We start from the raw sequence: 23,770 nt of genomic DNA on the forward strand, positions 1-23,770 counted from the left end.
GAACTCACGCGCTTTGCGCGGCGCACCAAGCCTGCCACGATCTTCGATACGCCTGCTCCATGGCACGCGTCAGGCTCTCGATATCGCGAAGCTGTGATTGCTCGCATCTCAAACGCAGACCGGCTCGAACTTCTGCGAGGCCTTGCAGATCGCTCGCTGCTTTCTTTGCTTTGGCGATGTAGGCGGCATCGGATTCGGTGATCCAATCGTGAAGGCCGAGGGCGCCGAGCAGGCTTGCGCCGAGGCGGCCGACCGGCGGGCGATCGACAAGGGTCAGAACCGGGGCGCCCATCCAAAGCGCTTCGAGCGACGTGGTTCCGGCATTATGCGGAAAGGGATCGAGCGCGATGTCGATCTCGTTGTAGCCCGCGAGAACCGCTGCGTGGTTCGGGGTGTCGCGCAGGTCGAGTCGCTCCGAGCCGATGCCGTGGGCGAGGAAGCGCTGTCTCACGTCCTCCTGGGTGCTGGCCGCTCCGAAAGGCTTGTTGTCGAGGCGCAAGCGGCTTCCGGGACAGGCCTGAAGGATTTCGGACCAGACCCGGACGACGCGATCGTTAAGGCGGATTGGGCGCCCGAAATAGCCGAATGTGAGGTGGCCGTTCTCAAGGGCGGGGAGTGGGCCGACGGGCGGCATGGTCCGCGGCGGCTCGTAAGCCACGAACGGGCGTCCCAAGGAAACCGGCCGCTCGCTGATATGCTGCTCCGTGCCCGGCGGCAGCAGGATATCGTCGGCGATCAGTCCGTCCATGGCGCGGAGGCCGGTGGTGGTTCCGGTTCCGATGACGTACGAGAGCTGCACGGGTGCGGGCTTTCGCGCGAAGACAAGCTGGCGATTTCCGGGCGAATGACCGGCGAGATCGATCAGCACGTCAATCTCGTCGTCCTGGATCAGCTGCGCAACGCGATCGTCGGGCAGGCCGGTCGTCTGCACCCATTTCGAAAGCGCCTGGAATTTCCGGCTGGTTTCGTCGACGTGGCGGACATCGGCGTAGCAGGTAATATCGAACGCGTTGCGGTCGTGGCGGGCCATCAGCGGCAGCATGAAGACAGCGACCACGTGATTGCAGAGATCGGGCGAAACATAGCCGATCTTGAGTGGGCGATCTGGGTTCGGTGCGTTGGTGTGTTTTACGCGCGGGGCGAAGGATTTTGCGTAGGTGGCGTCGTAGGCACCGGACGCTGCGCGCAAATCGGCCGCGGACATGTCCGGATCATAGGTCAGGCAGATCAGGAAGCTCGAATGAAGCTCCGGGTTCGGGTCTCGCGCGAGTGCTGAGCCATAGACCTGTTTTGCGTCCTTGAAGCGCCCGAGATTGGCGAGCGCGCTGCCGAGATTGCGCACGGCGCCGGCGTGATATCCGCGCTCCAATGCTTTACGGAACGAGATGGCTGCGGCCATGAGGTCGCCCTGCCGGAATTGAGCGTTGCCAAGCGTGACGTAAACCTGGAGCGTATCAGCGCCATCGGCGATGGCCCGCAGAGCCATGGCGTGCGCTGCGTCGTGGTTTCCGAGATCGACGAGAACGTTCGCATAGTTTGCGGCGGCATCTGCAAACTTGGGGTCGAGCGCAAGCGCGCTTTCGTAGGCGGCGGCGGCTTCGGTGAGTTTCGCGGTGGCCCGATAGGACGCGCCAAGATTGGTCCAGGCTGATGGCGTAGGATTTATGGCGATCGAACGCTTCAGCGCATCGACCGCGCCGTCAAAGTCGTGCCGCTGGTAGAACAGGATCCCAAGTCCGAACAGGGCGACATCGGCATGCCGACCTTCGGCCAGGCATTTGCGCGCCAGCGTCTCCGCTTCGTTTTGTTTTCCTGCTCTCAGTAGGGAGGTGAGAAGGACCGCATCATTGTCCGTCATGGGCAGCAGCGTTGGTCCCTTCCGGTGAGTGAACGAGACGGGGAATCACTTTTAATTCCTTAGCATTCTTCACATTGTGACCCAGAGGTTTTTCTTCGACAGCGGAGCTGTCGAAGAGCTGCCGACACGCCTTTCATGAGCGCTGGGGAAACGTGATCGAGACCTTGAGGCCGGGCCCGTTGTCGGTCAGATCGACGGTGGCGCCGTGCAGATCGGTGATCGCCCGGACGAGGCTCAAGCCAAGGCCGTGACCCGGCGTCGTGCGCTCGCGTTCAAGGCGGTAAAACCTGCGGAATACGTTTTCGTGCTCGTCGCCGGGGATGCCGGGGCCGTTGTCGGCCACTGTGAGTATCGGCCTGCGTTGAGAGCCCGAAAGTGCGAGTTGGATGGAGGTTCCAGGCGGGCAATGCTGAATGACGTTCTCGATCAGATTGGCCACGAGCTGAACCAGCAGCTCGTGATCGCCCCGGATCGTCAGCGCGGAAGCCTGTGCCTCGTCCCAGACGAGCTTGAAACCACTGTCTTCGATGACGGGGGCGTAGGCTTCGCTGGCGTCACCGAGCACGCGCCGCAAGTCGATGTCGACGAAGCGTGCGCGTCTGTCGCCTGCTTCGAGCTGGCCGATGTTCAACAGCGCTTCGAAGGTCGAGACGATACTATCCACCTCCTCGATGGCATGTTCCAAGACTTGCCGGATGCCTGGATTTTCGGCTTCTGCCTCGCAGGCACTTTCGAGCTGCTGGCGCAGGCGCGTCATCGGCCGCTTGAGATCGTGGGCGATATCGGTCGAGGACTGGTTGGCGTTCAGGACCAAGCGTTCGAGCTGGGTCAGCATGGCGTTGATGCGTTCGCTGACCTCATCGAGATCATGCTGCGGGAGCTTGATCGGGACCCGCTTGTCGAGGGCGCCGGCGGATACGGCGGAGAGCGTCTGAGCGATGGAATCGATGCGTTTCTGGGCGCCGCGCGCAAGATAGATACCGGAGCCGACGCCGAGCACGACGGTGGCGAGCAGGCCCCAGCCGAGGCTGCGCATCAGAATGAGGCGAGCCTGCCGGACTTCCCGGTCGCTGCGGCCGATCAGCAGCATGCCCTTGGAGACCGGCGTCCAGAGCGCGAAGAAGCGGTCGCGCCCGGTTCCATTGCCGGCAATGTCAGGAAGGTGGGAGCGCTCCAAGGCGCGCCAGCCTTCGAACGGGCGTTCGGTGCGGATGTTTCCGGCCACGACCGTGCCGTTGGCGTCCTCGACGGCAAAGATGCTGTCGGTATCGCGGACGGATTCGGCTTCGTCGGTGACGACGCTGACCAACTCGTCGAACCCGTAGCGGCGGTCGATGGCGAGGAGCGCATCTCGTGTATGGACGATGCGGGCGCGGACGCCTTCCTCCAGCCCGTCGGCAAGATTGGCGATCAAAACCGCGAACAGCACCGTGACGCTGACCGTAATGATCAACGTGAAGGCGACGGCAGAGCGGACTTGCGTACGCCGGAAAAGATCACGGATTGTCATTGATTGAATAACCGCTGCCGCGAACGGTATGGATCAGCGGCTTTGCAAAGGGCCGGTCTATTTTTGCGCGCAGGCGCGAGATGTGCGTTTCGACGACGCTGGTGCGCGGGTCGAAGTGGAAGCCCCAGACGCGCTCGAGCAGCATGGTGCGCGTGACGACGCGTCCTTTGTTGCGCATAAGCGTTTCGAGCAGAACGAACTCCTTGGGTTGGAGATCTATGCGTTCCTGTCCGCGTTTTACCGTGCGGCTCGCGATATCGAGTTCCAAGTCTCCGGCGCGAAGGACGTCGCCGTCGGAGCGCATCGGCGCGCGCCGTCCGAGCGCGTTGACGCGAGCAAGAAGCTCGGCGAAGGCAAACGGTTTGACGAGGTAGTCGTCACCGCCGACGTCCAACCCCTGGACCCGGTCGTTGACGCCACCGAGCGAGGTCAGGAACAGGATGGATACGCGGCTGCCAGCAGTTCGCAGCGTGCGCGCGAGGGAGAGCCCGTCGATGCCGGGAAGCATGCGGTCCAGGATGACCAGGTCGTAGTTTTCGCGGATGGCAAGCGCGAGACCGTCTTTACCGTCCGATACGACATCGATGGTGTGTCCCGCCTGGACCAGTCCATTCGACACGTATCGGGCAGTCTCCTTGTCATCCTCGACCAGAAGTAGCCGCATGCGCACTCCCTCTCCCCTGTTTTTACGACCTTAGAGCGTGTTTGCTTTTCTTTGAATCGCAATCCCCGCTCTAGGTTCATGAAGAGGCCGATGATTCACGCTTCGGCCTTTTCCGGCGCTGCCGATTCACGCCGCGCCCGATAGGGGCCGCGACGATCGGAGCGGCGCGTGGGTCCGAAGCGATCATGGTTTAGCAGCGTTTTGAGAAGCTGGCCTAGATGTTTGATTTGGAGCGCAAATCTAGGTGGGACATGCTTCGATTTTGAATGCGGGGCCGGTCGCAGATAAAATTAGAGCCCGAACACCGCATTGGCGCTCGGGCTCCGGATACCCAGCAAGGGTGGGGTACCGTTCAGGGCAGCACGCGAGGGGGGACCATTGTTCAGGAGCTGGCTGTGGCACACCCAAGTGGGTGCCCACACTCTGTGACGCCCTGAAAATGATCTTAGGCAGGCATTCTTACCCGCGCATGTCGGATACCTTACAATTCCCGTAAGCTCGCAATTGATCCCATGTTCGACTTTGGCGCTCCGTTAGGTTGCCTCGGGTTTTGCTCGGGGGTGGAGTTGCGGGTCCGGCCTCCACACCGCGGCCAACCTCCCTCGGGCAAGACCTAGTGCTGCTAAGCGGCAGGCGGAGCAGCTGCCATATCGGCCGGCATCTCGACTTCTCCGGCGCCTGCCGCCGTTGCGGCCGTGTCGTCGGAGGTTTCCGCAAAGCGCGAGATTACGAAGCCAATCAACGCAAGGATCAGGATCAACGGCAGGTTGCGGCCAACGCCACGTGCGATGCCGGGCAGCGCCATCGGTGCAGCCGATGACAGAAAAGCTCGAACCTCCGGTGTCAGGAGGTCGGATGCAAGGAGATCCGCGCTTTCGTCGGCCGTTTGGCCTGCATCTCCTGATGCTGCGGCAGCTGACGGCTCGGCTGAGGTTGCGCTCTCGGCGGGGCGGGCTTCCGTATCGACGGCTGCCATGGTTACGAGCCCGATCACTCCGAACAGCGCGGCCATGATGGAGTAACCGGCGACCGCGCCGTACATGTCGACGAGCTTCACAGTCAGTGCGGCGGTGGCGAAGCCGCCGGCGATCAGAAGGGGGATCGCAACGGTGACGCGGCCGACGTATTTGGCGACGACCGAGTCGATCTTGTTTTCGGCGCGCTTAAAAAGGCCTTGTAACATGCCGCGCTTCTCCCGTTGTCGCTTCCTGACTGTGCTTCAGCTTCGCGTGCCAGTCGTTAGGACTTCCAAAGCGCGCCGATCACAAAGCCCAAACCCGCGGCAACAGCCAGTGTCGTCAGCGGCTGATCCTTGACCGATTTATCGAGCGCGGTTTTGAAGTTGTCGGCGACGACCTGAACCTGCTCGGTCGCTTGGCGACCCTGATCCGCGACATTCTGAACGACGCGTTCAATATGCTCGCCTGTTTTCTCGGCCAGGTTGGCGGCCTTTTCGGAAAGCTCATCGGCGGTGCGGGCGTACTCGCCGGACGTGCGTTGGTTCGTGGTCGATGTTGACTGTGCCATTGGTACGTCGCTCCTGTTGAGGTGGGATCAGCCTTCCGGCCGCTCCCCTAACGCAATTGGGCGGCTGTTGGTTTCATCCGGGAAGTTCGGGCGTGTCTTTGGGAAACAGATGACGAAACGTGACGATGGTGGTCATCAGGATCGGAACCGCCACGAAGGCTCCGATCGGTCCCCACATCCAGGCCCAGAAGCCGATGGCAAGAAACACCGCAAATGGGTTGAGTGTCATCTGGCGGCCCATGAGCGTTGGCGTCAGGAAATGTCCTTCGATCGTCGTCATGACGATGAAGACAAGGGGGGCAGCCAGGGCTTCGGAGATGGTTGGAAACGTAAACAGGCCAATGAGAAACAGCACCAAAACCATGATCGCCGGGCCGATGTAGGGAATGTAGTTCAGAACAGCCGCAAGCACGCCCCACAGGAGTGGATTGGGCAAGCCGACCACGTAGGCGAGAATGGTCGTCAGGGTGCCGAGGCAGATATTCACGACCGTGAACGTGCCGAAATAGATGGTCGTGTTGCGTTCGATGTCGGACAGGATCCTGAGAGCCGTGAGGCGGTCTTCCCGGTTTGGAAGAATGAGCACGGAGCGCGCTTTGATTTTCTTCTGGTAGATCATGTAAAATATGAGGGCGCCAAGGAATAGGATGCCCTGCGTTACCGCTGGCGTGAGGATGCCTACGATACCGCGCACGATGTTGGTATTCTCTTCGACATGGAGCCCGCTGCCGCCTTGTCCGGTGGCTTGACCGATTGCACCCAGAACTTCCTTCAGAAATTCGAGCGGCTGGCTCATCGACTGCAGCTTCTGCTTGATCATGGCGCCGAGTTCGCTGGCACGGCCGAGCCAATAGGTCAGCGGCAGCGACAGGAGCGTGACGACCGACAGGATCACCAACACGATCGCAAGCGTGAGCAGCAGCACGGATACGCCTCGCGGGAGGCCTTGGCGCTCCATCCAGGCGACGACAGGAAGCAGGATGTTGGCGACAACCCAGGCGAGGATGACCGGTACGGCCACGTCTCGCATCAGATAAAGCGCGGCAAGGAGAGCGAGCGCAAAGATACCGGTCACCGAAACGTTGGCGACCATCTGCCAGTTTTCGGCTGTCGTTCGTTTTTCCACCTCGGGCGAGATTTCGGCAGGCGTCCGTTCAATTCCGGCTTCGGCAACCACAGCCATGGCGTTCTCCCGTGTTTGCCGGCATTCGTGTTCGCCGGTTCATGTTCTATTTCGAGCGCGCAGGATTTCTTCTGAGTGAGCCTGCGATTGCGCGTCTCGCACCGCTTGCCTGGGACCACACCGATTTCCACGTCCACGCGTCCTTGAGATCGTGCAGACAGCGCAGAAGCTGGGCGCGCATGGCTTCGGGCAGAGCTTCGGCAATCTGTTGCCAGACCTGCTCAACGTTGTAGGGCGCCGCTGGGTCCACCAAACTCACGGGGACGACTTCCGCGGCATCGAAACCGAGGTCGTGGGCAGCTGCTTCAAGAGCGGAGCGGATGTTGCGGGCCTTTTCCTGCTCACCGCTGCCGATGTCGTAGGGAGGCGACCATTCGCTGAACGGACGTAGGCGATCGATGTGGGTCGCGACCAGGATCACGGGTGGGCGGCGGCGATTGAGGCGCGCGGCGAAATTGAGCCGCAACGTTTCGAGGGCTTTGCGATCGGGCTCCCGGTCGGCGCGGTGGGCGCCGATCACCCAGAGCACGAGATCGCTATCGGTCGCTTCCTCCATCAAATCTCCAAGCGCGCTGGCATCGTTGCCGATGCCGGGGCTGTCGATGACGAGGGCCGCGGGAAAGCCTTCGCGCGCAAGCAAATACGGCGTGAAGGCCGAGGTGGTGGGAAGGGTGTCGGTCGCGGCCTTTGCCTCGCGGGCAAGCGCATTGACGAGGCTGGACTTGCCGGCGCTGGTCTGGCCCGCCACCAGAATGCGCAGCGGTTCGGCTCGATGCTGGCTCAAGGCGTCCTGATCGGCGGCGGTTTCCGGCGATACGTAGCTCGCAAGCGCATCCGATCTGACGCGGAGCCTGCCGCCATAGAGATCGATGGCCGCTCGTCCGATCTCTGAGACATAGGCTTCCGTGAGACGCCGAGTGACGGCATCGCGGCCCCATTGCATCATGGCTTTCGACAACTGCTCGCGCGCTTCCTGAGCGGCGGCTGTTGCGGGATTTATGAGCCGGATGACACGCCAGACATCGTAGGCGCGCTCGGCCATCCCGATGGCATCGCGCCAGCGGTAGAGGGCAAGTGCCTGGGCAACCGTCAGCCGATCTCCGAACGGCACGCTGTCGAGCACGAAAGCTCTAAGCCTGCGGCTGACCCGCTCGATGATGGCGAGGGCTTCCGGCGTGGTGAATTGCCAGAGCGGGTCAGTGCGGCCGGGATGAAGGCGATGGGCGACCGTCTCGATTGCCTCCTGGCCGAGTTTCAGCAAACCATCGGTGCTGGCAATGCGCGTTGGGTCGGTGCGCCCGGCCAGGGCCAAGACATCGCGCCAGGCTTGCTCTTCGATCGGCGACCAGCCGAGCTTGCTGGCCATGTCGGTATCTATCGACGTTGGCGCTTGCTCTGTTTGCGGGGCTGCCGGTTCCGGGAGGAGCTTGCGCTGGGTCACGTAAACCGCCAGGACGGCGGCGAGCGCAAATCCGGTCCAGTAAATCAGGTAGCCGTTCTGCCACAGCCAGATGCTGCCGAGCGGTATCAGTGACAACGCCGGAACGAGAAGTCCGAAGGCGATCAGGATGAGGGAAGCCGTGCGCCGGGCTCTCGGTTGACGTGGAGGGCTCTCGGTCACGGCTGCGCCTCGCGATCCTGGTCTGAGCGTCGGCGCTCTTTCGCCATGCGGAAGGCTTCACGCAGGGCTTGCTGGTAAGTGTCGGCTATGCCTTTTCGATCGGTGGTGCCGAGGCGACGACCGTGCAGATAGAAGACGGCTGCCTTGCCGAGCGCATAGGTGACGGCGAAGCTTGCAGCTGCGGATGCGGCGGCTCCGGCCGTTTGCCCGTAGACCGGCAGCATCTTCGCGAGTTGGCGCAAGCCGATGCTCGTTGCGACCTTGGCCAGCGTTCCGGCGCCGAGGGCTGCGGATAGCTCGGCGTATGCGCGGCGGTCCCAGTCGATGCCGTAGAGGCTTCCCAATTGCCCCAGCATGCGAGCTTGGATCGTGGACGACGCAATCGTGCCGGCAACGGGAAACGGAACGAGGTCGCTACCGCCCGCTGCTACGGCGTGGCCCATGACGATCGGATCGGCGGAGCGAGCCTTGGGGTCGGCGTGAAATCCCGGCATGGCCGAGAGGGCGGACCGCATTCCGGCCGGCGCGACGGTTGCGAGCGCTTCCGTCAAGGCTTCGAGCCCGTAGTCGCTCGGCGGAAGCCTGTCGTCGGCTTTGGTGAGATCCACCGGAACGAACAAAAGTGCGCCGCGGCCCGGAATTTTATCCAGCAACGTCCGCTGGTAGGCGAGGCTGCGCATGAGATCTATCGGAATGCGCTCGATCGCCCGGCGCTGTTCAGGCTGGCTCGCGGATGCGTCGGCAAATGGATAGGGGAGGATATGGCCTGCGCCGGAGGGATAGCCGTCGTGTAGGCTGGTTTGCGCGATGACGATCGGCCAGTCCGGGTGGCGGGTCCGAACTTTGCGGAGGGCGTCGATCAATGCGTCTTGCGCAGGATCCATGGCGCGCATTGTCGCGAGCACGAGGTGCGCATTCGATTCGGCAAACGCCAAATCCTCCGCAGGGTCGTAGTCCGCTTCGCCTAACCCGCGCGTATCGAGGAATCTCAATACCGGCATTTCTCCCGGAAACGCATAGATGCGGGCGGTACGCGTGCAGGGACGAAAGCCGTCGCCGATATCGGCGTCGGTGCTTTGCGTGATCGCGCGAATAACAGATGTTTTTCCGCTTTGGACTTTGCCGAGGAGCCAAACGACAGGGGCGTGCTCGTTGGCGTGCTTCGACCAGCTTTCGCTTTGCGCTCGTGAGGATGCGGGTGCTTCGCTCGCGGGCACATCGGCGGAAGCCCTCCCGCTCGACAGGCTGGGCAGCACGCCCCTCAGCGCAGCAGCCCATTTCGCCATGGCAGCCTCTCGATTCGAAGAAGGTGACGTCGATGTCTCTGCGCCGCAGGACTTTCATGAGGCGCACAGGACAACGCTCGAAGAACACGTAAGTTCCCCGAGCGTCATCATCAATACCGAGTTCAAGAGTTGGATTGCGTCTTCAGAAAGTCGATGATGAGCTTCCGCTGCTCGGCTTCAGGTACGCCCGCGAACGGCGTCATGGTGGTGCTGGATGCGAGCGACTTCGGATCTGCCAGGAACTTGTCGAGCGTGGCTTCATCCCAGGTGATATCGGCTGTCAGGCTGCCGGAATAGTTTCCGAAGTCCTTAACCTGGCCGGCTTTCGCTCCGAAAATGTTATGAAGCGTCGGGCCAAGGCGGTTGTCATCCGGCTTCGTCGAATGGCAGTTGCGGCAATGGGTGTTGAACGCAACCTGGCCTGCGTCGCCTTCCCCCGCGGCGATGGTCGAAAGAAATGGAACGGCGAGGGCAGCAAGACATCCAAGCGTCAGGAGTGTGTTTTTCATTGTTTTAGCCTCCTCTTTTTTGTTGGAGGCGTAACGCGTGGGGGAGAGTTCTAGTTTCCTGGGGCGAATACGGACGTATTCAGGTGTGTGCATACGTTTTCGCGGGCTGGCAGGTGTAGCGCGCGACGTAAAAATTCGGGTGTGCTTCGACCCACTTTGCGCCCTCGATCTGGGACGCAATCAAGCATCCGATCGCTCCGACATGTTCGTCGAGCTGGATCGGATTGGCCTCCCGGCAGGAGGCACCGATAACGACTGAGCACACGGTGAATATCAGCTCATACATGATGCTCTCCGGCATTTTTTGTTCTTCTTGAAGCGGTAATTCCGCGGCGCTCGATGCGGTTCCATACGCTTCTTACACACCGCCTCTGCCGGCTGATGTGTGGAACAGATGAATGCCGGTTCCCGTTTCTTTCGAGAGATGCAGATGAACTTGGAGGTGCAAGCCATGGTTCTGCGCCGGAAAACTACTTTTGTGGTTCCGCACGGAGCGCTTGTTGCGGCCGCGATCGGCGCGGTGGCGTTTTTGGGCTCTGTTTCCGCCCAAACACCTTCGCCCGGCGCTCCGGATGTTCCACCGGAAGTCATGGAGCCGCCGCAGGAAAGCACGTCGCCGCCTGCCGACCCCAGCACGGATGGACCGGCTCCCGAGGAGCCGTTGTCGAAGGAGCTTGAAAAGCGGCAAGGCGTGATCGAGCCTCCGCGCGGAGTCGATCCGAAAATCGAGAAGCCGGTTCCTGAGGACTTCAAGAGCAAGACGCCCGTTCTGCCACCGCCCGGTGAGGGTGGAACGCCTGATGCTCCGGCGAAATAAAAGGCGGCTAGTGCATGGCACCGGCCGCCTAACTATTCGTAGTGGCGAAGGTGGGCGGAACGGTAGGTTCCACTCACCTCTTTCCTATCGTGCCGGCAAGGCCTGCTCGGGTGTAGCCGATGCCGGCCGTCCCCCGCGCAGGTATTTTTCGCCGATGTTGAGAAGGATCGGCGCCGCGATGAAGATGGAGGAGCTCGTCGCGAGGACGAGGCCGAACAGCAGCGTCAACGCGAACTCCCGCAACGCCGGTCCGCCGAACATCGCGAGCGGGGCGATCGACAGGAACAAGGCCACGGACGTTCCGATCGTGCGCGACAGCGTTTCGTTGATGCTGCGATCGACGATCTCGCGGAGTGGCGTCTTCTTGTAGCGCACGAGATTCTCGCGCACCCGGTCATAGACGACGACCTTGTCGTTGATCGAGAAGCCCATGATGGTGAGGATGGCCGCGATCGACGTCAGATTGAACTCGAAGCCGGTGAGTGCGAGGAAGCCCACCGTCTTCGTGAGATCGAGGAACATCGTCACGATCGCGCCGACGGCGAACGGCCATTCGAAGCGGAACGAGATGTAGCCGAACATCGCGATGGCCGCGAGGCCGAGCGCCCAGAGGCCGTCACTCAACAACTCTGCGCCGACCGAAGGACCGACAACTTCAACGCGGCGGATTTCCGACCCAGGTGCAGCCTGCTGGACAGCTTCGCGTGCCTTTTGCAAGGCTGCCTGCTGCTCGGCGGGGGCGCCGTGCGGGTGCTCGAAGCGCAGCATCACGTCGTCGTCGCTGCCGAAGCGCTGGACCTGAACGGGGCCGAGGCCCGCATTCATAAGTGCGCTTTGCAGCGCGGATGCATCGGCCGGGCCTTGCGTTTTTGCTTCTATGGCGACGCCGCCCGCAAAGTCCACGCCCATCTTGAGGCCGGGGTGGAAGGCGAGGGCCAGCGACGCCAAGCTGATCGCCGCAGAGATGATCAGGCCGGAATAGCGCGCCCGCATGAACTGGATCGTCGTGTGATCCGGAAAGAAGCGGAAGCGTGTTCCGATGGTCAGAGACTTAGGACGATTACGCTTGATCCATGCAGCCGTCAGCAGCCGCACGAGAACGATGGCCGTGAAGATCGAAACCACGATGCCAAGGCTGATGGTGACGGCGAAGCCGCGGATGGCGCCGACGCCGACGATGAACAGGATCAGCATCTTGATCAGCGTGGTGATGTTGGCGTCCATGATCGTGGTGTAAGCGCGGCGGAAGCCGGTCTCGATCGACGAGATGACGCCGTTGCGCTTGCCGAGCTCTTCGCGCGTTCGCTCGTTGATCAGGATGTTGGCGTCCACGGCCATGCCGAGGGCGAGCAGGATGCCGGCCATACCGGGCAAGGTCAGGGTCGCGCCCATCATCGACAGGCCGGCGATGGTGAGAGCCAAGTTGACGAGCAGGGCTGCCGCGGCGAACAGGCCGAAGCGGCCATAGGTCAGGATCATGAATCCGACGACGAGCGTGAAGCCGGCGATGATCGAGTAAAGGCCTGCGCGAATGGCATCGGCGCCGAGGCTCGGCCCAATGGTGCGCTCCTCGACGATGGTCAGCGGCGCGGGCAGGGCGCCGGCGCGCAGCAGAACAGCGAGATCGTTGGCTTCCTCGACCGTGAAGTTGCCGCTGATCTGGCCTTGTCCGCCAAGAATGGGCTCGCGGATCACGGGCGCGCTGATCACCTTATTGTCGAGCACGATGGCGAACGGCTGCCCCACATGCTTGGTGCTGACATCGGCGAAGCGCCGGGTGCCGATCGAATCGAGGCCAAAGTCCACGACCCATCCGCCAGCATTGCGATCCATGGCGGCGGTTGCGCGCGTTAAGTTCATGCCATCGACCTCGACATGCCGGCGCACCGGAAGCTTTGCTGCGCCTTCGGACCTGTTGGCCATCGGCAGCAGCTCGACTTCGGGGCCTGCAGCGGTGCCGTCCGGGGCAACGAGGCGGAACGTCATTTTCGCGGTAGAGCCGAGCAGGCGCTTGATGCGGTCGGGATCGGAGACGCCCGGCAACTCGACGAGCACGCGGTTTTGACCCTGACGGGCCACCACGGGTTCGTTGACGCCAGTCTCGTCGATGCGGCGCCGGACAATCGAGATCGACTGCTGGACGGCTTTTGTCGAGAGGTCGGTGACGGCCTGCGGGTTCAGCGTCAGCGTGAGTGTCTGTCCGCTTTCAGAGGTCGTGAACACCTGCGTACGATTGGGGCCGTCGACGCGCTCGGCGAGAATGTCGCTCAAGGCCTGACGCGCGGATGCAGGCGTCGCGGTATCTGCAAGCGTGACCGACACGCTGTCCTTGCCGGCCACGATCGACGTGAAGGGGACCTTTGCCTTGCGCAAGGCTTCCGCGGTCGAGGAGCGGGCGCTCGCGATGCGCTCCTTGACGACCGAATTCATATCCACTTCGAGCAGCAGATACGATCCGCCCTGAAGATCGAGGCCGAGATTGACGCGGGGTTGTGGAACCCAGGCGGGGAGCGTTCCGTGTGTCAGGAGGTTGGGGATGCTCAGCAAAATGCCGAGCAGGCAGACACCCAGGATCAGGGATGTCTTGAAACGTGAAAAATGGAGCATGGTCGCATTCCGATATGGCCGAAGCCGCCGGCGCGAAGCGCGCGGCGGTCGACGAGAATTTTCATTTTTTGAAAGGGCTTGAGAGGCGGCCTAGGCGGCCAATCAGGCGAGAGGAGGCGCGCGGCTCAAACCGTTGCGGATGCGCGCAACGTCGATCGGCAAGCCGAAAGCATGCGGACGGATCGGACTTGTAAGAAATAGGGCAGGCGAGAACGTGTCATCGCCGCCAAACGCGACCGAGGAGTCGCCGCCTCCGAAGCCCAAGGAAGGATCGTAGGCATCGAGCCGCACCGAAACGGGTTTTCCGGTGGAGCGAGCATCGGTAGACGCTTCGGAGACCGACGGGCCACCCGGCAGGCTCGTGCTGACGCCGAGCGCAGACGCAGCGCCGGCCAGCATGCCGAGCACGACCGCCAGAAAGGCAGCCAAGGGGCTACGTCGCGTTTGCCGAATGTCCGGCCTGATCGTCACGGGTGCGGTTCCAATGTCTGACGCCCTCAACATAGGGGACCCGCTGGAAATAGCTAGGGCGCATTCCGCCGCCCCGGCGCGGAGCAGAATGCGCCCTAGTTAATTGTTCGAGCTACCTTTTATCGGCAAGATTTTGGCTGAACGCTGGAGCTAATTTGCAAGCTCGATAGCGATCGCGGTCGCTTCGCCGCCGCCGATACAGGCCGAGGCCACGCCTTTTTCCGCGCCCCGCGCGCGCAAGGCGTGGAGGAGCGTTACAATCAGGCGTGCGCCGGTCGCACCGATCGGGTGGCCGATGGCGCAGGCGCCGCCGTTGACGTTCAGGCGGTCACGCGGAATGCCGAGATCCTTCTGGGCTGCCATCGCGACGGCGGCGAAGGCTTCGTTGATCTCGTAAAGATCGACATCGTCCGTGCTCCAGCCAGCCTTGGCCAGAACTTTGCGGATCGCGGGAATGGGCGCTGTCGTGAACCAGGCGGGCTCCTGGCTGTGGGTGGCGTGCGCGCGGATGTAGGCCATGACCGGCAGTCCTTCCCGTTCCGCCACGGACCGCCGCGTGAGTACGAGAGCGGCCGCGCCGTCGGCGTTGGCCGACGCGCTTGCTGCCGTGATCGTGCCGTTGGGCCGGAACGCGGGGCGTAGCTTTGCGATTTTTTCCGGGGAGACCTTGAGCGGGTTCTCGTCCGTCGTGACGGTTCTGGTCTCACCCTTTGCCTCGATCGCGACGGGCGCGATCTCGGCTTCGAAGGCACCAGACTTGATGGCGGTTTGGGCGCGCGTCAGGGTTTCGATGGCGAACGCATCCTGATCGGCACGCGTCAACTGATAGGCTTCGGCGGTGGCTTCGCCAAAATCGCCCATGCTGCGGCCCTTCTCGTAAGCGTCCTCGAGGCCATCGAGCAGCATATGATCGATGATGCGATCGTGACCGGCCCGATAGCCGCTGCGGGCTTTGGCGAGAAGGTATGGCGCGTTCGACATCGATTCCATGCCGCCCGCGACGATGATGTCGGCGGAACCCGCCGCAAGAAGGTCGTGCGCGAGCATCGTCGCCTTCATGCCCGAGCCGCACACCTTGTTAATCGTCGATGCGGCGACTGCGTCGGGGAGTCCGGCCCCGCGCGCGGCCTGACGTGCGGGAGCCTGGCCTTGCCCGGCGGAAAGCACGTTTCCGAACAGAACCTCGTCGACCTTTCCGGGTGCCAGATTAGCCCGTTCGAGCGCGGCGCGAATGGCGTGGGCGCCGAGCGCCGAAGCGGAAAGCGAGGCGAGATCGCCTTGAAACCGGCCAAGCGGCGTGCGCACGGCCGAGGCAATGACAATCGGATCTTGCAGGGTCATCGTGTTTTCCTCCGAACACTGGCGAACCGGCTATTCGTCGCGGGGAAATTATTATATGATGGCCATAATGCAAGATCGGTCGCATCATTGTGATGCTGTGTCGCGGTGTCGATCGGCTTCAGGGTCGTTGTGGGCCGGCGAAGGTTTCGAGGGGTGCCGTTGCCCGGCGCGGAAGACAAGACAGAGGGGTTCCAGTGATATCTGGGTCGGTTTCACAAGCTCTGCAGCGGCGCGGCATTCACTACGGATGGGTAGTCGTCGCCGTCACGTTTCTCACCATGCTGGTGACGGCTGGAGCCGTCGGTGCGCCCGGCGTTTTTATTGAGCCGCTGGAGAAAGAGTTCGGATGGCGGCGCGACGAGATTTCGTCGGCGCTTGCGATCCGCTTTCTGTTGTTCGGCTTGATGGGGCCGTTCGCGGCGGCGTTCATGAACCGGTTTGGCGTGCGGCGCGTGGTGGTTTTCGCGCTGTCTCTGATTGCGGTTGCGTTGACGCTCTCGCTCTGGATGACCCAGATTTGGCAGCTCATTCTGCTGTGGGGCGTCGTTGTCGGGATCGGCACCGGATTGATGGCGATGGTGCTGGGTGCGACCGTCGCCGTGCGCTGGTTTTCGGAGCGGCGTGGATTGGTGATGGGCTTGCTGGCGGCCAGCTCAGCGTCGGGGCAGCTGGTGTTTCTGCCGTTGCTGGCGCGCCTGACCGAGACCGTCGGGTGGCGTTCGGCTCTAGGGCTGGTCTGCGGCGTTCTCATTCTCACCGCGCTCGTTGTTCTCGCGCTGATGCGGGAGCGGCCGTCCGATATCGGGATGCCGGTGTTCGGGGAGCGTGAGGTCTCTTCTCCGGCTGTGAGTTCGGCGAGCCTCGGCCAATCTCTGCTGGTTCCGCTTCGGGTGCTCGGCGAGGCGGCGCGCGTGCCCGTGTTCTGGGTGCTGTTCGGCACGTTCTTTGTTTGCGGGGCGAGCACCGCGGGCCTTATCCAGACGCACTTCATCCCGTTCTGCGGAGACTATGGCTACACGGCCGTCGGTGCGGCCGGCATTCTCGCGATGATGGGTATCTTCGACTTCTTCGGGACGCTCGGGTCGGGTTGGTTGTCGGATCGTTTCGACAATAGGTGGCTGTTGTTCTGGTATTACGGCCTTAGGGGGCTCTCGCTGATCTACCTTCCATTCAGCGATTTTACGCTCCTCGCTCTCACGATCTTTGCGCTGTTCTATGGGCTCGATTGGATCGCGACGGTGCCTCCGACGGTGAAGCTTACGGCCGAGCGTTTCGGCGATGGCAAGGCGAACATCGTATTCGGCTGGATCTTCGCGGGGCATCAACTCGGATCGGCGACGGCGGCTTACGGCGCCGGGCTGTCACGCACGGTCTATCTCTCCTATCTTCCGGCATTTTTTGCGGCGGGGCTGCTTTGCCTCATAGCCGCGCTTGCTTTCGTCGTGCTTCGGCAAACAGAGGGGCCGAGGCGGGTTGCGTTGGCTCAAAGCCAGTAATGAATTGAAACACGATTGTCTTGGCGCGGGCGGAAGCTCTCAATATATGAAGATGGAAATATAAACGCTGCAATTGAAGCGCCTCGCGACGCGAGGAAGAAGAAAAGTTCGAGGAGGAAGCCATCATGCCGCGGGTTTCGCGCAAGGAAGCGGATCAGCATAGGGTCGATATCATTCAAGCTGCGTCGCGCCTCATTCCGCAATTCGGCATCGATGGCGTCAGCGTGCCCGCCCTGATGGCAGAAGCGGGACTGACGCACGGCGCGTTTTATGGACATTTTGCGTCGAAGGAAGCGCTGGTGATCGCGGCGTGTGACGAGGCCTTCGAGAAAAAGCGGAAGTACTACGACGATATTTCCGTGCGCCACGCGAACGAGCCCGACGCCACGCGCGCCGCCTACATCAAGCGCTATACGCGTGCGACGCATCGCGAAGAGGTCGCCGACGGTTGTCCGATTGCGGCGCTGTGTGGGGACGTGGCGCGAAAGGAAAGAAAGGGGCCGATCCGCGCGGCGTTCGTTGCCGGGGTCAACTCGCTGATTGAACGGATGTCGCTTTTGCTCTCGCGGCGAAAGAAGAAGGCCTCACGCGAGGAAGTGATCGCGACACTGAGCCTGCTGGTCGGCGCGCTGCAGCTTTCTCGCGCAACCGAAGGGCATGCCGTCTCCGACGAATTTTTGGCCGCGGCGCGCAAGCATCTGTTGGATGCCTAATCTTCGCTAACTACGTGGCTTATGGTGTCACACTATTTTACGGGTTGCGGTTTTAAATGACGCCGATAATGTAGCAATTCCAAACTACAGCGTGAGTGAGGCATCCTATGGTAGACCTCAAGGTAAACGGGGCCGCGGTTTCCGTCGATGCTCCCGACGATATGCCGCTGCTTTGGGTGATCCGCGACATTCTCGGAATGACAGGCACGAAGTTCGGCTGCGGTATTGCGCAGTGTGGCGCCTGCACGGTGCATGTGGACGGCGAGGCGACGCGATCGTGCGTGCTGCCCGTTTCCGATGTGGCGGGAAAATCCATCACGACAATCGAAGGCATCGGAAGCACGCCCGAGGGCAAGGCCGTTCAGCAGGCGTGGTTGAAGATGGAAGTCGTGCAATGCGGCTACTGCCAATCGGGTCAAATCATGTCTGCCTCCGCGCTGATTGCAGCGATGCCCAACCCGTCGGACGGCGACATCGATGGGGCCATGAGCGGAAACATCTGCCGATGCGGAACGTATGTCCGTATCCGTGAGGCGATCAAAGACGCCGGTAAGTCTCTCTAGATCTCTTCGGAGGACGCCATGCTCGACACCCTCGATGTTCGCGAGCCGTCGTTCTCGCGGCGCACCTTTCTCAAGGCGACCGCGGCTGTTGGCGGTGGCCTCATCATCGGCTGGATCCCCGAGGCTGGAGCCGATCAGGCTTCGCTGTTTGCGCCCAATGCCTTTATCCGGATTGATCCGGCCGGCAAGGTGACCGTTGTTTCTCCGGCGATCGAGATGGGACAGGGCACCTATACCTCGTTGCCGATGCTGGTTGCGGAGGAGCTCGATATCGATCTCGCCAACGTGACGGTCGATCATGCGCCGCCGGATGCGAAGCACTACGGCAATCCGTTGGTGTTTGGCGTGCAGATGACGGGCGGATCGACATCGGTCCGGGCCTTCTTCCTGCCGCTGCGACAGGCCGGAGCGGCGGCACGGCAAATGTTGATCCAGGCCGCGGCTGCATCGCTCAAGGTCGAGGCTGCTTCGCTTTCAAGCGAGCCGGGTTTTGTCGTCCATGCCGCGAGCGGGCGTCGTGTAGCCTATGGCGATCTGGTGGACGCGGCTGCAAAATTGCCCGTGCCGGCAGACGTGAAGCTCAAGGATCCCTCGCAGTTCCGGATTATCGGCACCCCGGCCAAGCGCCTGGATGTCTCGGGCAAGGTCGATGGGACCGCGACATACGGCATCGATACCAAGCTGCCCGGCATGAAGATCGCGACTGTGGCGGCGTCCCCGGTGTTCGGCGGGAAGGTCAAGGGGTTCGACGAGGCTGCCGCTCTCAAGGTGCCCGGTGTGCACCAGGTGGCGAAGATCGACAATGCGGTCGCCGTGTTTGCCGATCACTATTGGGCGGCGAAGACGGGCCTCGAAGCTGCGGCCGTCGAATTCGACGACGGGCCGCACGCCAAACTGACTACGGCCGATATCGTCGCGGACATGGCGAAGGCGGCGGAAAAGGACGGCGCGGTCGCGCGCAAGGACGGCGATGCGGCCGGGGCTTTCGCAAAAGCGGTCATCAAGGTTGAAGCAACGTACGAAGCCCCATTCCTCGCGCACGCGACCATGGAGCCGATCAACTGCACCGTTCACGCAACGGCTGATGGTTGCGATGTCTGGGTTGGCACGCAAGTTCCGGCAATTGCGCAGACGGTTGTTGCCAAGACGCTCAATCTTCCGCTTGAGAAGGTGCGCATTCACAATCATCTGCTCGGCGGCGGTTTCGGTCGCAGGCTCGAGGTCGACTTCATCGAGCAGGCTGCGCAGTTCGCGGCTCAGGCGAAGTTTCCGATCAAGGTGGTCTGGAGCCGTGAGGAAGACATCCAGCACGACATGTACCGGCCTTACTACTACGACCGGCTGAGCGCTGGCCTCGACGATCAAGGCCTGCCTGTTTCCTGGCAGCATCGTATCGTCGGCTCGTCGATCATCGCCCGTTATTTCAACATTGAACTCAAGGACGGCATCGATGTAGATGCCGTCGACGGGGCGATCGAGCTGCCCTATGCGATCCCGAACGTGCTGGTCGAATACGTTCGCCACGAGCCGCCCGGCATTCCGACGGCGTTCTGGCGCGGCGTCGGGCCGACGCACAACATCTACGTCATCGAGAGCTTCATCGACGAGCTTGCCGCGAAAGCCGGAAAGGACCCTGTCGAGTACCGGCGCGCGCTGCTTCAGAAGAATCCCCGTGCGCTCGGCGTGCTGGATAAGGTCGCCGAGATGTCGAAGTGGGGTACATCCCTTGGTCCACGGAAGGGGCGCGGCGTTTCGGTTCAGTTCGCGTTCGGCTCCTACTTTGCCGAGGTGGCGGAGGTCACGGTTTCGGACAAGGGCGTCGTGCATGTCGACAAGGTCTATGCGGCCGTCGACTGCGGCGTGGTGGTCAATCCCGACACTGTCGTTGCCCAGGTTGAGAGCGGCATCATATTCGGCATCACGGCCGTTCTGCATGGCGAGATTACGCTGAAGGACGGCCGGGTCGAGCAGAGCAACTTTCATGACTACGAGATGCTTCGGATCGATCAGGCTCCGGAGATCGAGGTGGCGATCATCAAGAGCAGCGAAGCGCCGGGCGGAATTGGCGAGCCGGGAACGTCGGCTTTGACCCCTGCCGTGCTCAACGCGGTGCATACCGCTACTGGCGTGCGTCTTCGCAAGACGCCGATCAAGTCGGCAGACCTCGCCGTTTCGAAAAAGGAGTGATTCCGAACGCGCCGGAACGCACGCGCTCTGGTCAGTTATTCCTTATTGTGATCATATGTATTCACAAGACGGTGGCGTTTGGGGCAAACGGGGGGCGGAGATGGTTTTCGGTCTGGATGGTTTCACACTTTTTCATATTTTGCTCAGCCTGATCGGAATTTGCGCTGGCTTCGTTGTCCTCGGCGGGTTTCTGGCGAACGCCAAGCTCGATGGTGCCACGCATGTGTTTCTCGCCGCGACAGTGGCTACGAATGTCACGGCGTTCGGATTTCCGATCTCGCAGATCCTGCCTTCCCACATTGTCGCCGGTATTTCCCTGGTCGTTCTCGCTGTGGCGCTCTATGCGCGCTATGGCGCTCAGCTCGCGGGGGCGTGGCGCTGGATCTACGTGGTCACGGCGACGGCGGCGCTCTATCTCAATGTGTTCGTGCTGATCGTTCAGACGTTCATCAAAAATCCCGCGCTTGTCGCCATCGCTCCGACGCAGTCGGAGCTTCCTTTCGCGGCAACGCAAGGTGCAACGCTGGTGGCGTTCGTCGTGCTCGGCTGGTTGGCGGTGCGCCGCTTCAGCGCTCTGCGCGCGTAGGCTTTCTCGAACGCCGAGTAAGGCCGGCGTCTCAGGTCTCGCCGGTGAGGCGCGGAGCCCAGTCCTCGGTGGCGCGCGTTTCGATGCGCCGCGTCGCGAGCTTCCTCCAGCCTTCCGCAAGTTCAGGAATTTGCGCCATTTCCCGCAGTTCGTCGTAGTGGCGCGTATCGACATAGAGCAACCGGGTCAGGCGTGACAGGGGCCAGCTCTCCTGCCGCCGCTCTACGAGCTCCAGCGGAGTGTGTTCTTTGGCGTCGCCTTCCTCGAGAACGCGGTAGTACCAGCCAGTACGGCCACGGGCTTGCGTCAACGCAGACATGTCACGCCGATCGAAGCGAGCATTCAGTTTCCAGCAGGGCTGGCGGCCCTGGCTCACCTGCAGCAGCGCTGAGCCGAAGCGCACGATATCTCCGATGTGGACGTTGTGCTCGGTCCAGCCCGAGGTCGACAGGTTCTCGCCGAAAGCTCCCTTTGCCCCGAGCAGCGGATGCGGACCTATTTCGTCTGCCCAATCGGAATAGTGATCGAACGGGTATTGGTGGATCGCCTTCTCGCGGCCGCCGTGGTTCTTGAGGTCGGCCTGCTCGTCGCCAACGAGGCCCGTGTACGTCAAGTGCCAGGGGCCGGCAAGCGGCGCTTTGGCAATGGCGCTCAGTCGTCCTCTCTGATCGATTGGGGCGGGCTTGCCAGCGAGGACGATGGGGCGGGCGGCTTCAAGCATCGGCATCCTTTCGTGGTTGTTCCTCACAACAGGACCAGTTGGGAAAGCTGGAAGGCTTTGTCAGCATACAGGCGCGACGCGCACCCGCGATCTCAGTCACTTCGACGCGCCTCCGCCAATATTGTTTAGTGGGAACCATATTCCTATTGTAGGACAGTCGCGATCCGGGCGTTCCGCTGGTGCGCTCGCCACAAGGACGTTCACGTCATGACGAGCGATACGCCTGACCTCACCGTCTCCGCCCTGGCGCGGGGGCAACATTCTCAGGCGCGCGGGCTTGTCTATCGTCCATACTGGTGGGACGCCGCGCCACGCGCGACTTCGACCCAGAGTCCTCGCGCTGTGTGTGATGTCGCGATCGTGGGGTCCGGGTTCACGGGGTTGTCCGCTGCGCTGACACTTGTTCGGAACGGCCGCTCGGTCGTGGTGCTCGAGCGCAACGAGCCGGGCTTCGGCGCGAGCACGCGCAACGGCGGACAGATCGGAAGCGGAAATCAGAAATTCCGGGTCAAACGCCTGATCGATCTGAGAGGCCGCAAGAAGGCGGAGGCGATGCTGCGCGAAGGCGTGCAGATGCTCGACTACATCGCGCATCTCGTTGCCGCCGAAAACATCGACTGCCACTTCGTGCGTTGCGGCCGTTTTCGTGCGGCGGTCCGGCCCGAGCACTACGACGCCATGGCGCGCGATATGGACGATCTCCGTAAGCTCATTGGGGTCGAAAGCCACATGGTGCAGCGTGCCGAGCAGCATTCGGAAATCGGATCGGATGCGTTCTTCGGCGGGTCCGTTCTGCCGGGAGATGCCTCGCTGCATCCCGGCCTCTACCACGCCGGTCTGATGCGGCGGATCGAGGAAGCCGGCGGCCAGATCGTCGGTGGTGCGGCTGTGCAGGCTATTCACGTGGACGGGGCGGGGTTTTCCGTCAAAACCGCGCGCGGGGATGTCGTCTGCAGGAACGTCATCATCGCCACCAACGGCTACACGGACGGTCTCGTTCCGGAGTTGGGGCGGCGCATCGTTCCGATCGGCTCGGGGCTCATTGCGACTGGCGAGATTCCGGAGCAGACCTTTGCGCGACTGATGCCGAAGAACCGGGTCTACGGAAATACCAATCGGGTTTTCTATTATTTTCGTGCGGCGCCGGACGCGCGGCGGGTGATCTGGGGCGGGCGCGTGGGCCGCTTCGCGTCCAATACATCGCCGGCAGCGTTCCGGCATCTGGCGCGCGACCTGCTGCATGTGTTCCCGGATCTCGCGGACGTTCCCGTTACGCACGCGTGGGATGGCATGATCGGCTACACCTACGACGAGGTACCGCATCTCGGGCGAACGGCGCGTGGTATTCACTACGCGATCGGGTATTGCGGTACGGGTGTTTCGCGAGCCACCTATTTTGGAAACAAGATCGCGCTTCAGTTGATCGGCGACAGCGCGGGAACGACCGCGTTCGACGATCTCGCATTTCCGAGTTTCCCCGCGCATCCCGTGGCGAAACAAGCCGTCCCGTTCTTCGAAGCGTGGTATCGGGTCCGGGACGCAACGAATTTGTAACGGCGACGTCGCGACAGGTTGCTTTGTCAGTATCTCTCGATGCCGCCCGGTCGATTGGGTGTCGCGGGGCTCGGCAAGCGGCGGAATCCTTTCTATACTGTTGTGGTCGATTTAGGGGCTGGTCCGTGCGGAGGCCTGCCGACAACTCAAGCGGGGGAACATTCGCGTGCGACGGCTCGCCTATATTGCGGTTGGAGTTCTCGCGACGCTTCTCGCCATCGCCGGTGCCATTCTACCCGGCTTGCCCGCGACGCCATTCCTGCTCGTCGCGTTGTGGGCGTTCTCCCGATCCAGCGACAGATTGCTGGCATGGCTCGATCGCGTGCCGCTGCTCCGGGCCGCGCTCGCCGAGGCACGGCGCTTCGAGGAGCGGGGGCGCATTCGCCGTGAGGTGAAATTTACGGCCGTCGCCGTCGCGTGGGGCTCGGTGGTGTTCACCGCCGTGGCGTCGGATTTCTCGCGTCCGGTTCTTCTCGGCGTCGTCACGGCGGCAGCTTTGGCCGGGTCGATCGCGATGTGGTGGATTCCGACCGATCGGTGATCGCCCGCGCTCAGG

The 23,770-nt window shown here is 62.3% G+C and carries 22 protein-coding genes; 8 read left to right on the forward strand and 14 right to left on the reverse strand.

The features are described from left to right. Positions 1-4 precede the first annotated feature (4 nt). The 10 genes from RCO24_RS10250 to RCO24_RS10295 form a co-directional block, all read right to left on the reverse strand. On the reverse strand, positions 5-1,858 hold the full coding sequence (locus RCO24_RS10250) for a tetratricopeptide repeat protein (RefSeq protein WP_308961827.1): 1,854 nt from the start codon (positions 1,856-1,858) through the stop codon (positions 5-7). Between the two features lie 133 nt (positions 1,859-1,991). Continuing rightward, positions 1,992-3,368, reverse strand: coding sequence for a HAMP domain-containing sensor histidine kinase (locus RCO24_RS10255; RefSeq protein ID WP_308961828.1), 1,377 nt, complete (start codon positions 3,366-3,368; stop codon positions 1,992-1,994). Continuing rightward, positions 3,355-4,032 (reverse strand): response regulator transcription factor, encoded by a 678-nt coding sequence (locus RCO24_RS10260; RefSeq protein WP_308961829.1) that lies wholly within the window; start codon positions 4,030-4,032, stop codon positions 3,355-3,357. Before RCO24_RS10260 ends, RCO24_RS10255 begins: the two co-directional genes overlap by 14 nt. A 622-nt stretch (positions 4,033-4,654) precedes the next feature. Next, the gene (locus RCO24_RS10265; protein ID WP_308961830.1) at positions 4,655-5,215 is read right to left on the reverse strand and encodes a hypothetical protein; all 561 of its coding nucleotides are present in this window, start codon (positions 5,213-5,215) and stop codon (positions 4,655-4,657) included. Positions 5,216-5,271: 56 nt separating this feature from the next. Then, positions 5,272-5,559: a hypothetical protein gene (locus RCO24_RS10270; protein ID WP_308961831.1), complete on the reverse strand. Its 288-nt coding sequence runs from the start codon at positions 5,557-5,559 to the stop codon at positions 5,272-5,274. A 73-nt stretch (positions 5,560-5,632) separates the two neighbouring features. Continuing rightward, positions 5,633-6,742, reverse strand: a complete 1,110-nt coding sequence (locus RCO24_RS10275; RefSeq protein ID WP_308961832.1) for an AI-2E family transporter — start codon at positions 6,740-6,742, stop codon at positions 5,633-5,635. Positions 6,743-6,788: 46 nt separating this feature from the next. Continuing rightward, a complete protein-coding gene (locus tag RCO24_RS10280) occupies positions 6,789-8,363 on the reverse strand; it encodes a GTPase (protein WP_308961833.1) in 1,575 nt (524 codons plus the stop codon). After that, positions 8,360-9,649 (reverse strand): DUF697 domain-containing protein, encoded by a 1,290-nt coding sequence (locus tag RCO24_RS10285; protein WP_308961835.1) that lies wholly within the window; start codon positions 9,647-9,649, stop codon positions 8,360-8,362. Before RCO24_RS10285 ends, RCO24_RS10280 begins: the two co-directional genes overlap by 4 nt. A 122-nt stretch (positions 9,650-9,771) precedes the next feature. Next, positions 9,772-10,158, reverse strand: a complete 387-nt coding sequence (locus RCO24_RS10290; RefSeq protein ID WP_308961836.1) for a c-type cytochrome — start codon at positions 10,156-10,158, stop codon at positions 9,772-9,774. A 79-nt stretch (positions 10,159-10,237) separates the two neighbouring features. After that, a complete protein-coding gene (locus tag RCO24_RS10295) occupies positions 10,238-10,444 on the reverse strand; it encodes a hypothetical protein (protein WP_308961837.1) in 207 nt (68 codons plus the stop codon). A 144-nt stretch (positions 10,445-10,588) separates the two neighbouring features. Between RCO24_RS10295 and RCO24_RS10300 the strand changes: the two genes are divergently transcribed. Further along, positions 10,589-10,975 (forward strand): hypothetical protein, encoded by a 387-nt coding sequence (locus RCO24_RS10300; protein ID WP_308961838.1) that lies wholly within the window; start codon positions 10,589-10,591, stop codon positions 10,973-10,975. 84 nt (positions 10,976-11,059) lie between these two features. Here the strand turns inward: RCO24_RS10300 and secD are convergent, their stop codons facing one another. The 3 genes from secD to RCO24_RS10315 form a co-directional block, all read right to left on the reverse strand. Further along, entirely contained in the window at positions 11,060-13,582 is a 2,523-nt protein-coding gene (gene secD / locus RCO24_RS10305) for a protein translocase subunit SecD (RefSeq protein ID WP_308961840.1), read from the reverse strand. Positions 13,583-13,684: 102 nt separating this feature from the next. Beyond that, positions 13,685-14,011: a hypothetical protein gene (locus RCO24_RS10310; RefSeq protein ID WP_308961841.1), complete on the reverse strand. Its 327-nt coding sequence runs from the start codon at positions 14,009-14,011 to the stop codon at positions 13,685-13,687. Between the two features lie 192 nt (positions 14,012-14,203). Then, positions 14,204-15,394: an acetyl-CoA C-acyltransferase gene (locus RCO24_RS10315; protein WP_308961842.1), complete on the reverse strand. Its 1,191-nt coding sequence runs from the start codon at positions 15,392-15,394 to the stop codon at positions 14,204-14,206. A 194-nt stretch (positions 15,395-15,588) separates the two neighbouring features. On the opposite strand from RCO24_RS10315, the gene RCO24_RS10320 reads away from it, so the two are divergent. From RCO24_RS10320 to RCO24_RS10340, 5 genes are all read left to right on the forward strand, one after another. After that, entirely contained in the window at positions 15,589-16,890 is a 1,302-nt protein-coding gene (locus RCO24_RS10320) for an MFS transporter (protein ID WP_308961843.1), read from the forward strand. Between the two features lie 125 nt (positions 16,891-17,015). After that, entirely contained in the window at positions 17,016-17,603 is a 588-nt protein-coding gene (locus RCO24_RS10325) for a TetR/AcrR family transcriptional regulator (protein ID WP_308961845.1), read from the forward strand. Positions 17,604-17,710: 107 nt separating this feature from the next. Continuing rightward, the gene (locus RCO24_RS10330; protein ID WP_308961847.1) at positions 17,711-18,166 is read left to right on the forward strand and encodes a 2Fe-2S iron-sulfur cluster-binding protein; all 456 of its coding nucleotides are present in this window, start codon (positions 17,711-17,713) and stop codon (positions 18,164-18,166) included. An 18-nt stretch (positions 18,167-18,184) separates the two neighbouring features. Continuing rightward, a complete protein-coding gene (locus RCO24_RS10335) occupies positions 18,185-20,353 on the forward strand; it encodes a xanthine dehydrogenase family protein molybdopterin-binding subunit (protein ID WP_308961849.1) in 2,169 nt (722 codons plus the stop codon). A 100-nt stretch (positions 20,354-20,453) separates the two neighbouring features. After that, a complete protein-coding gene (locus RCO24_RS10340) occupies positions 20,454-20,939 on the forward strand; it encodes a hypothetical protein (RefSeq protein WP_308961851.1) in 486 nt (161 codons plus the stop codon). A 31-nt stretch (positions 20,940-20,970) separates the two neighbouring features. On the opposite strand, the gene RCO24_RS10345 is transcribed toward RCO24_RS10340, so the two are convergent. Beyond that, positions 20,971-21,660, reverse strand: coding sequence for an MOSC domain-containing protein (locus RCO24_RS10345; RefSeq protein WP_308961852.1), 690 nt, complete (start codon positions 21,658-21,660; stop codon positions 20,971-20,973). 207 nt (positions 21,661-21,867) lie between these two features. On the opposite strand from RCO24_RS10345, the gene RCO24_RS10350 reads away from it, so the two are divergent. Together RCO24_RS10350 and RCO24_RS10355 are read left to right on the forward strand one after the other, a co-directional pair. Next, positions 21,868-23,214: an FAD-binding oxidoreductase gene (locus RCO24_RS10350; protein WP_308961853.1), complete on the forward strand. Its 1,347-nt coding sequence runs from the start codon at positions 21,868-21,870 to the stop codon at positions 23,212-23,214. 166 nt (positions 23,215-23,380) lie between these two features. Beyond that, positions 23,381-23,755 (forward strand): YbaN family protein, encoded by a 375-nt coding sequence (locus RCO24_RS10355; RefSeq protein ID WP_308961854.1) that lies wholly within the window; start codon positions 23,381-23,383, stop codon positions 23,753-23,755. Positions 23,756-23,770: the final 15 nt, after the last annotated feature.

The sequence above is a fragment of the Hyphomicrobium sp. LHD-15 genome (assembly GCF_031157355.1).
GTDB lineage: Bacteria > Pseudomonadota > Alphaproteobacteria > Rhizobiales > Hyphomicrobiaceae > Hyphomicrobium_C.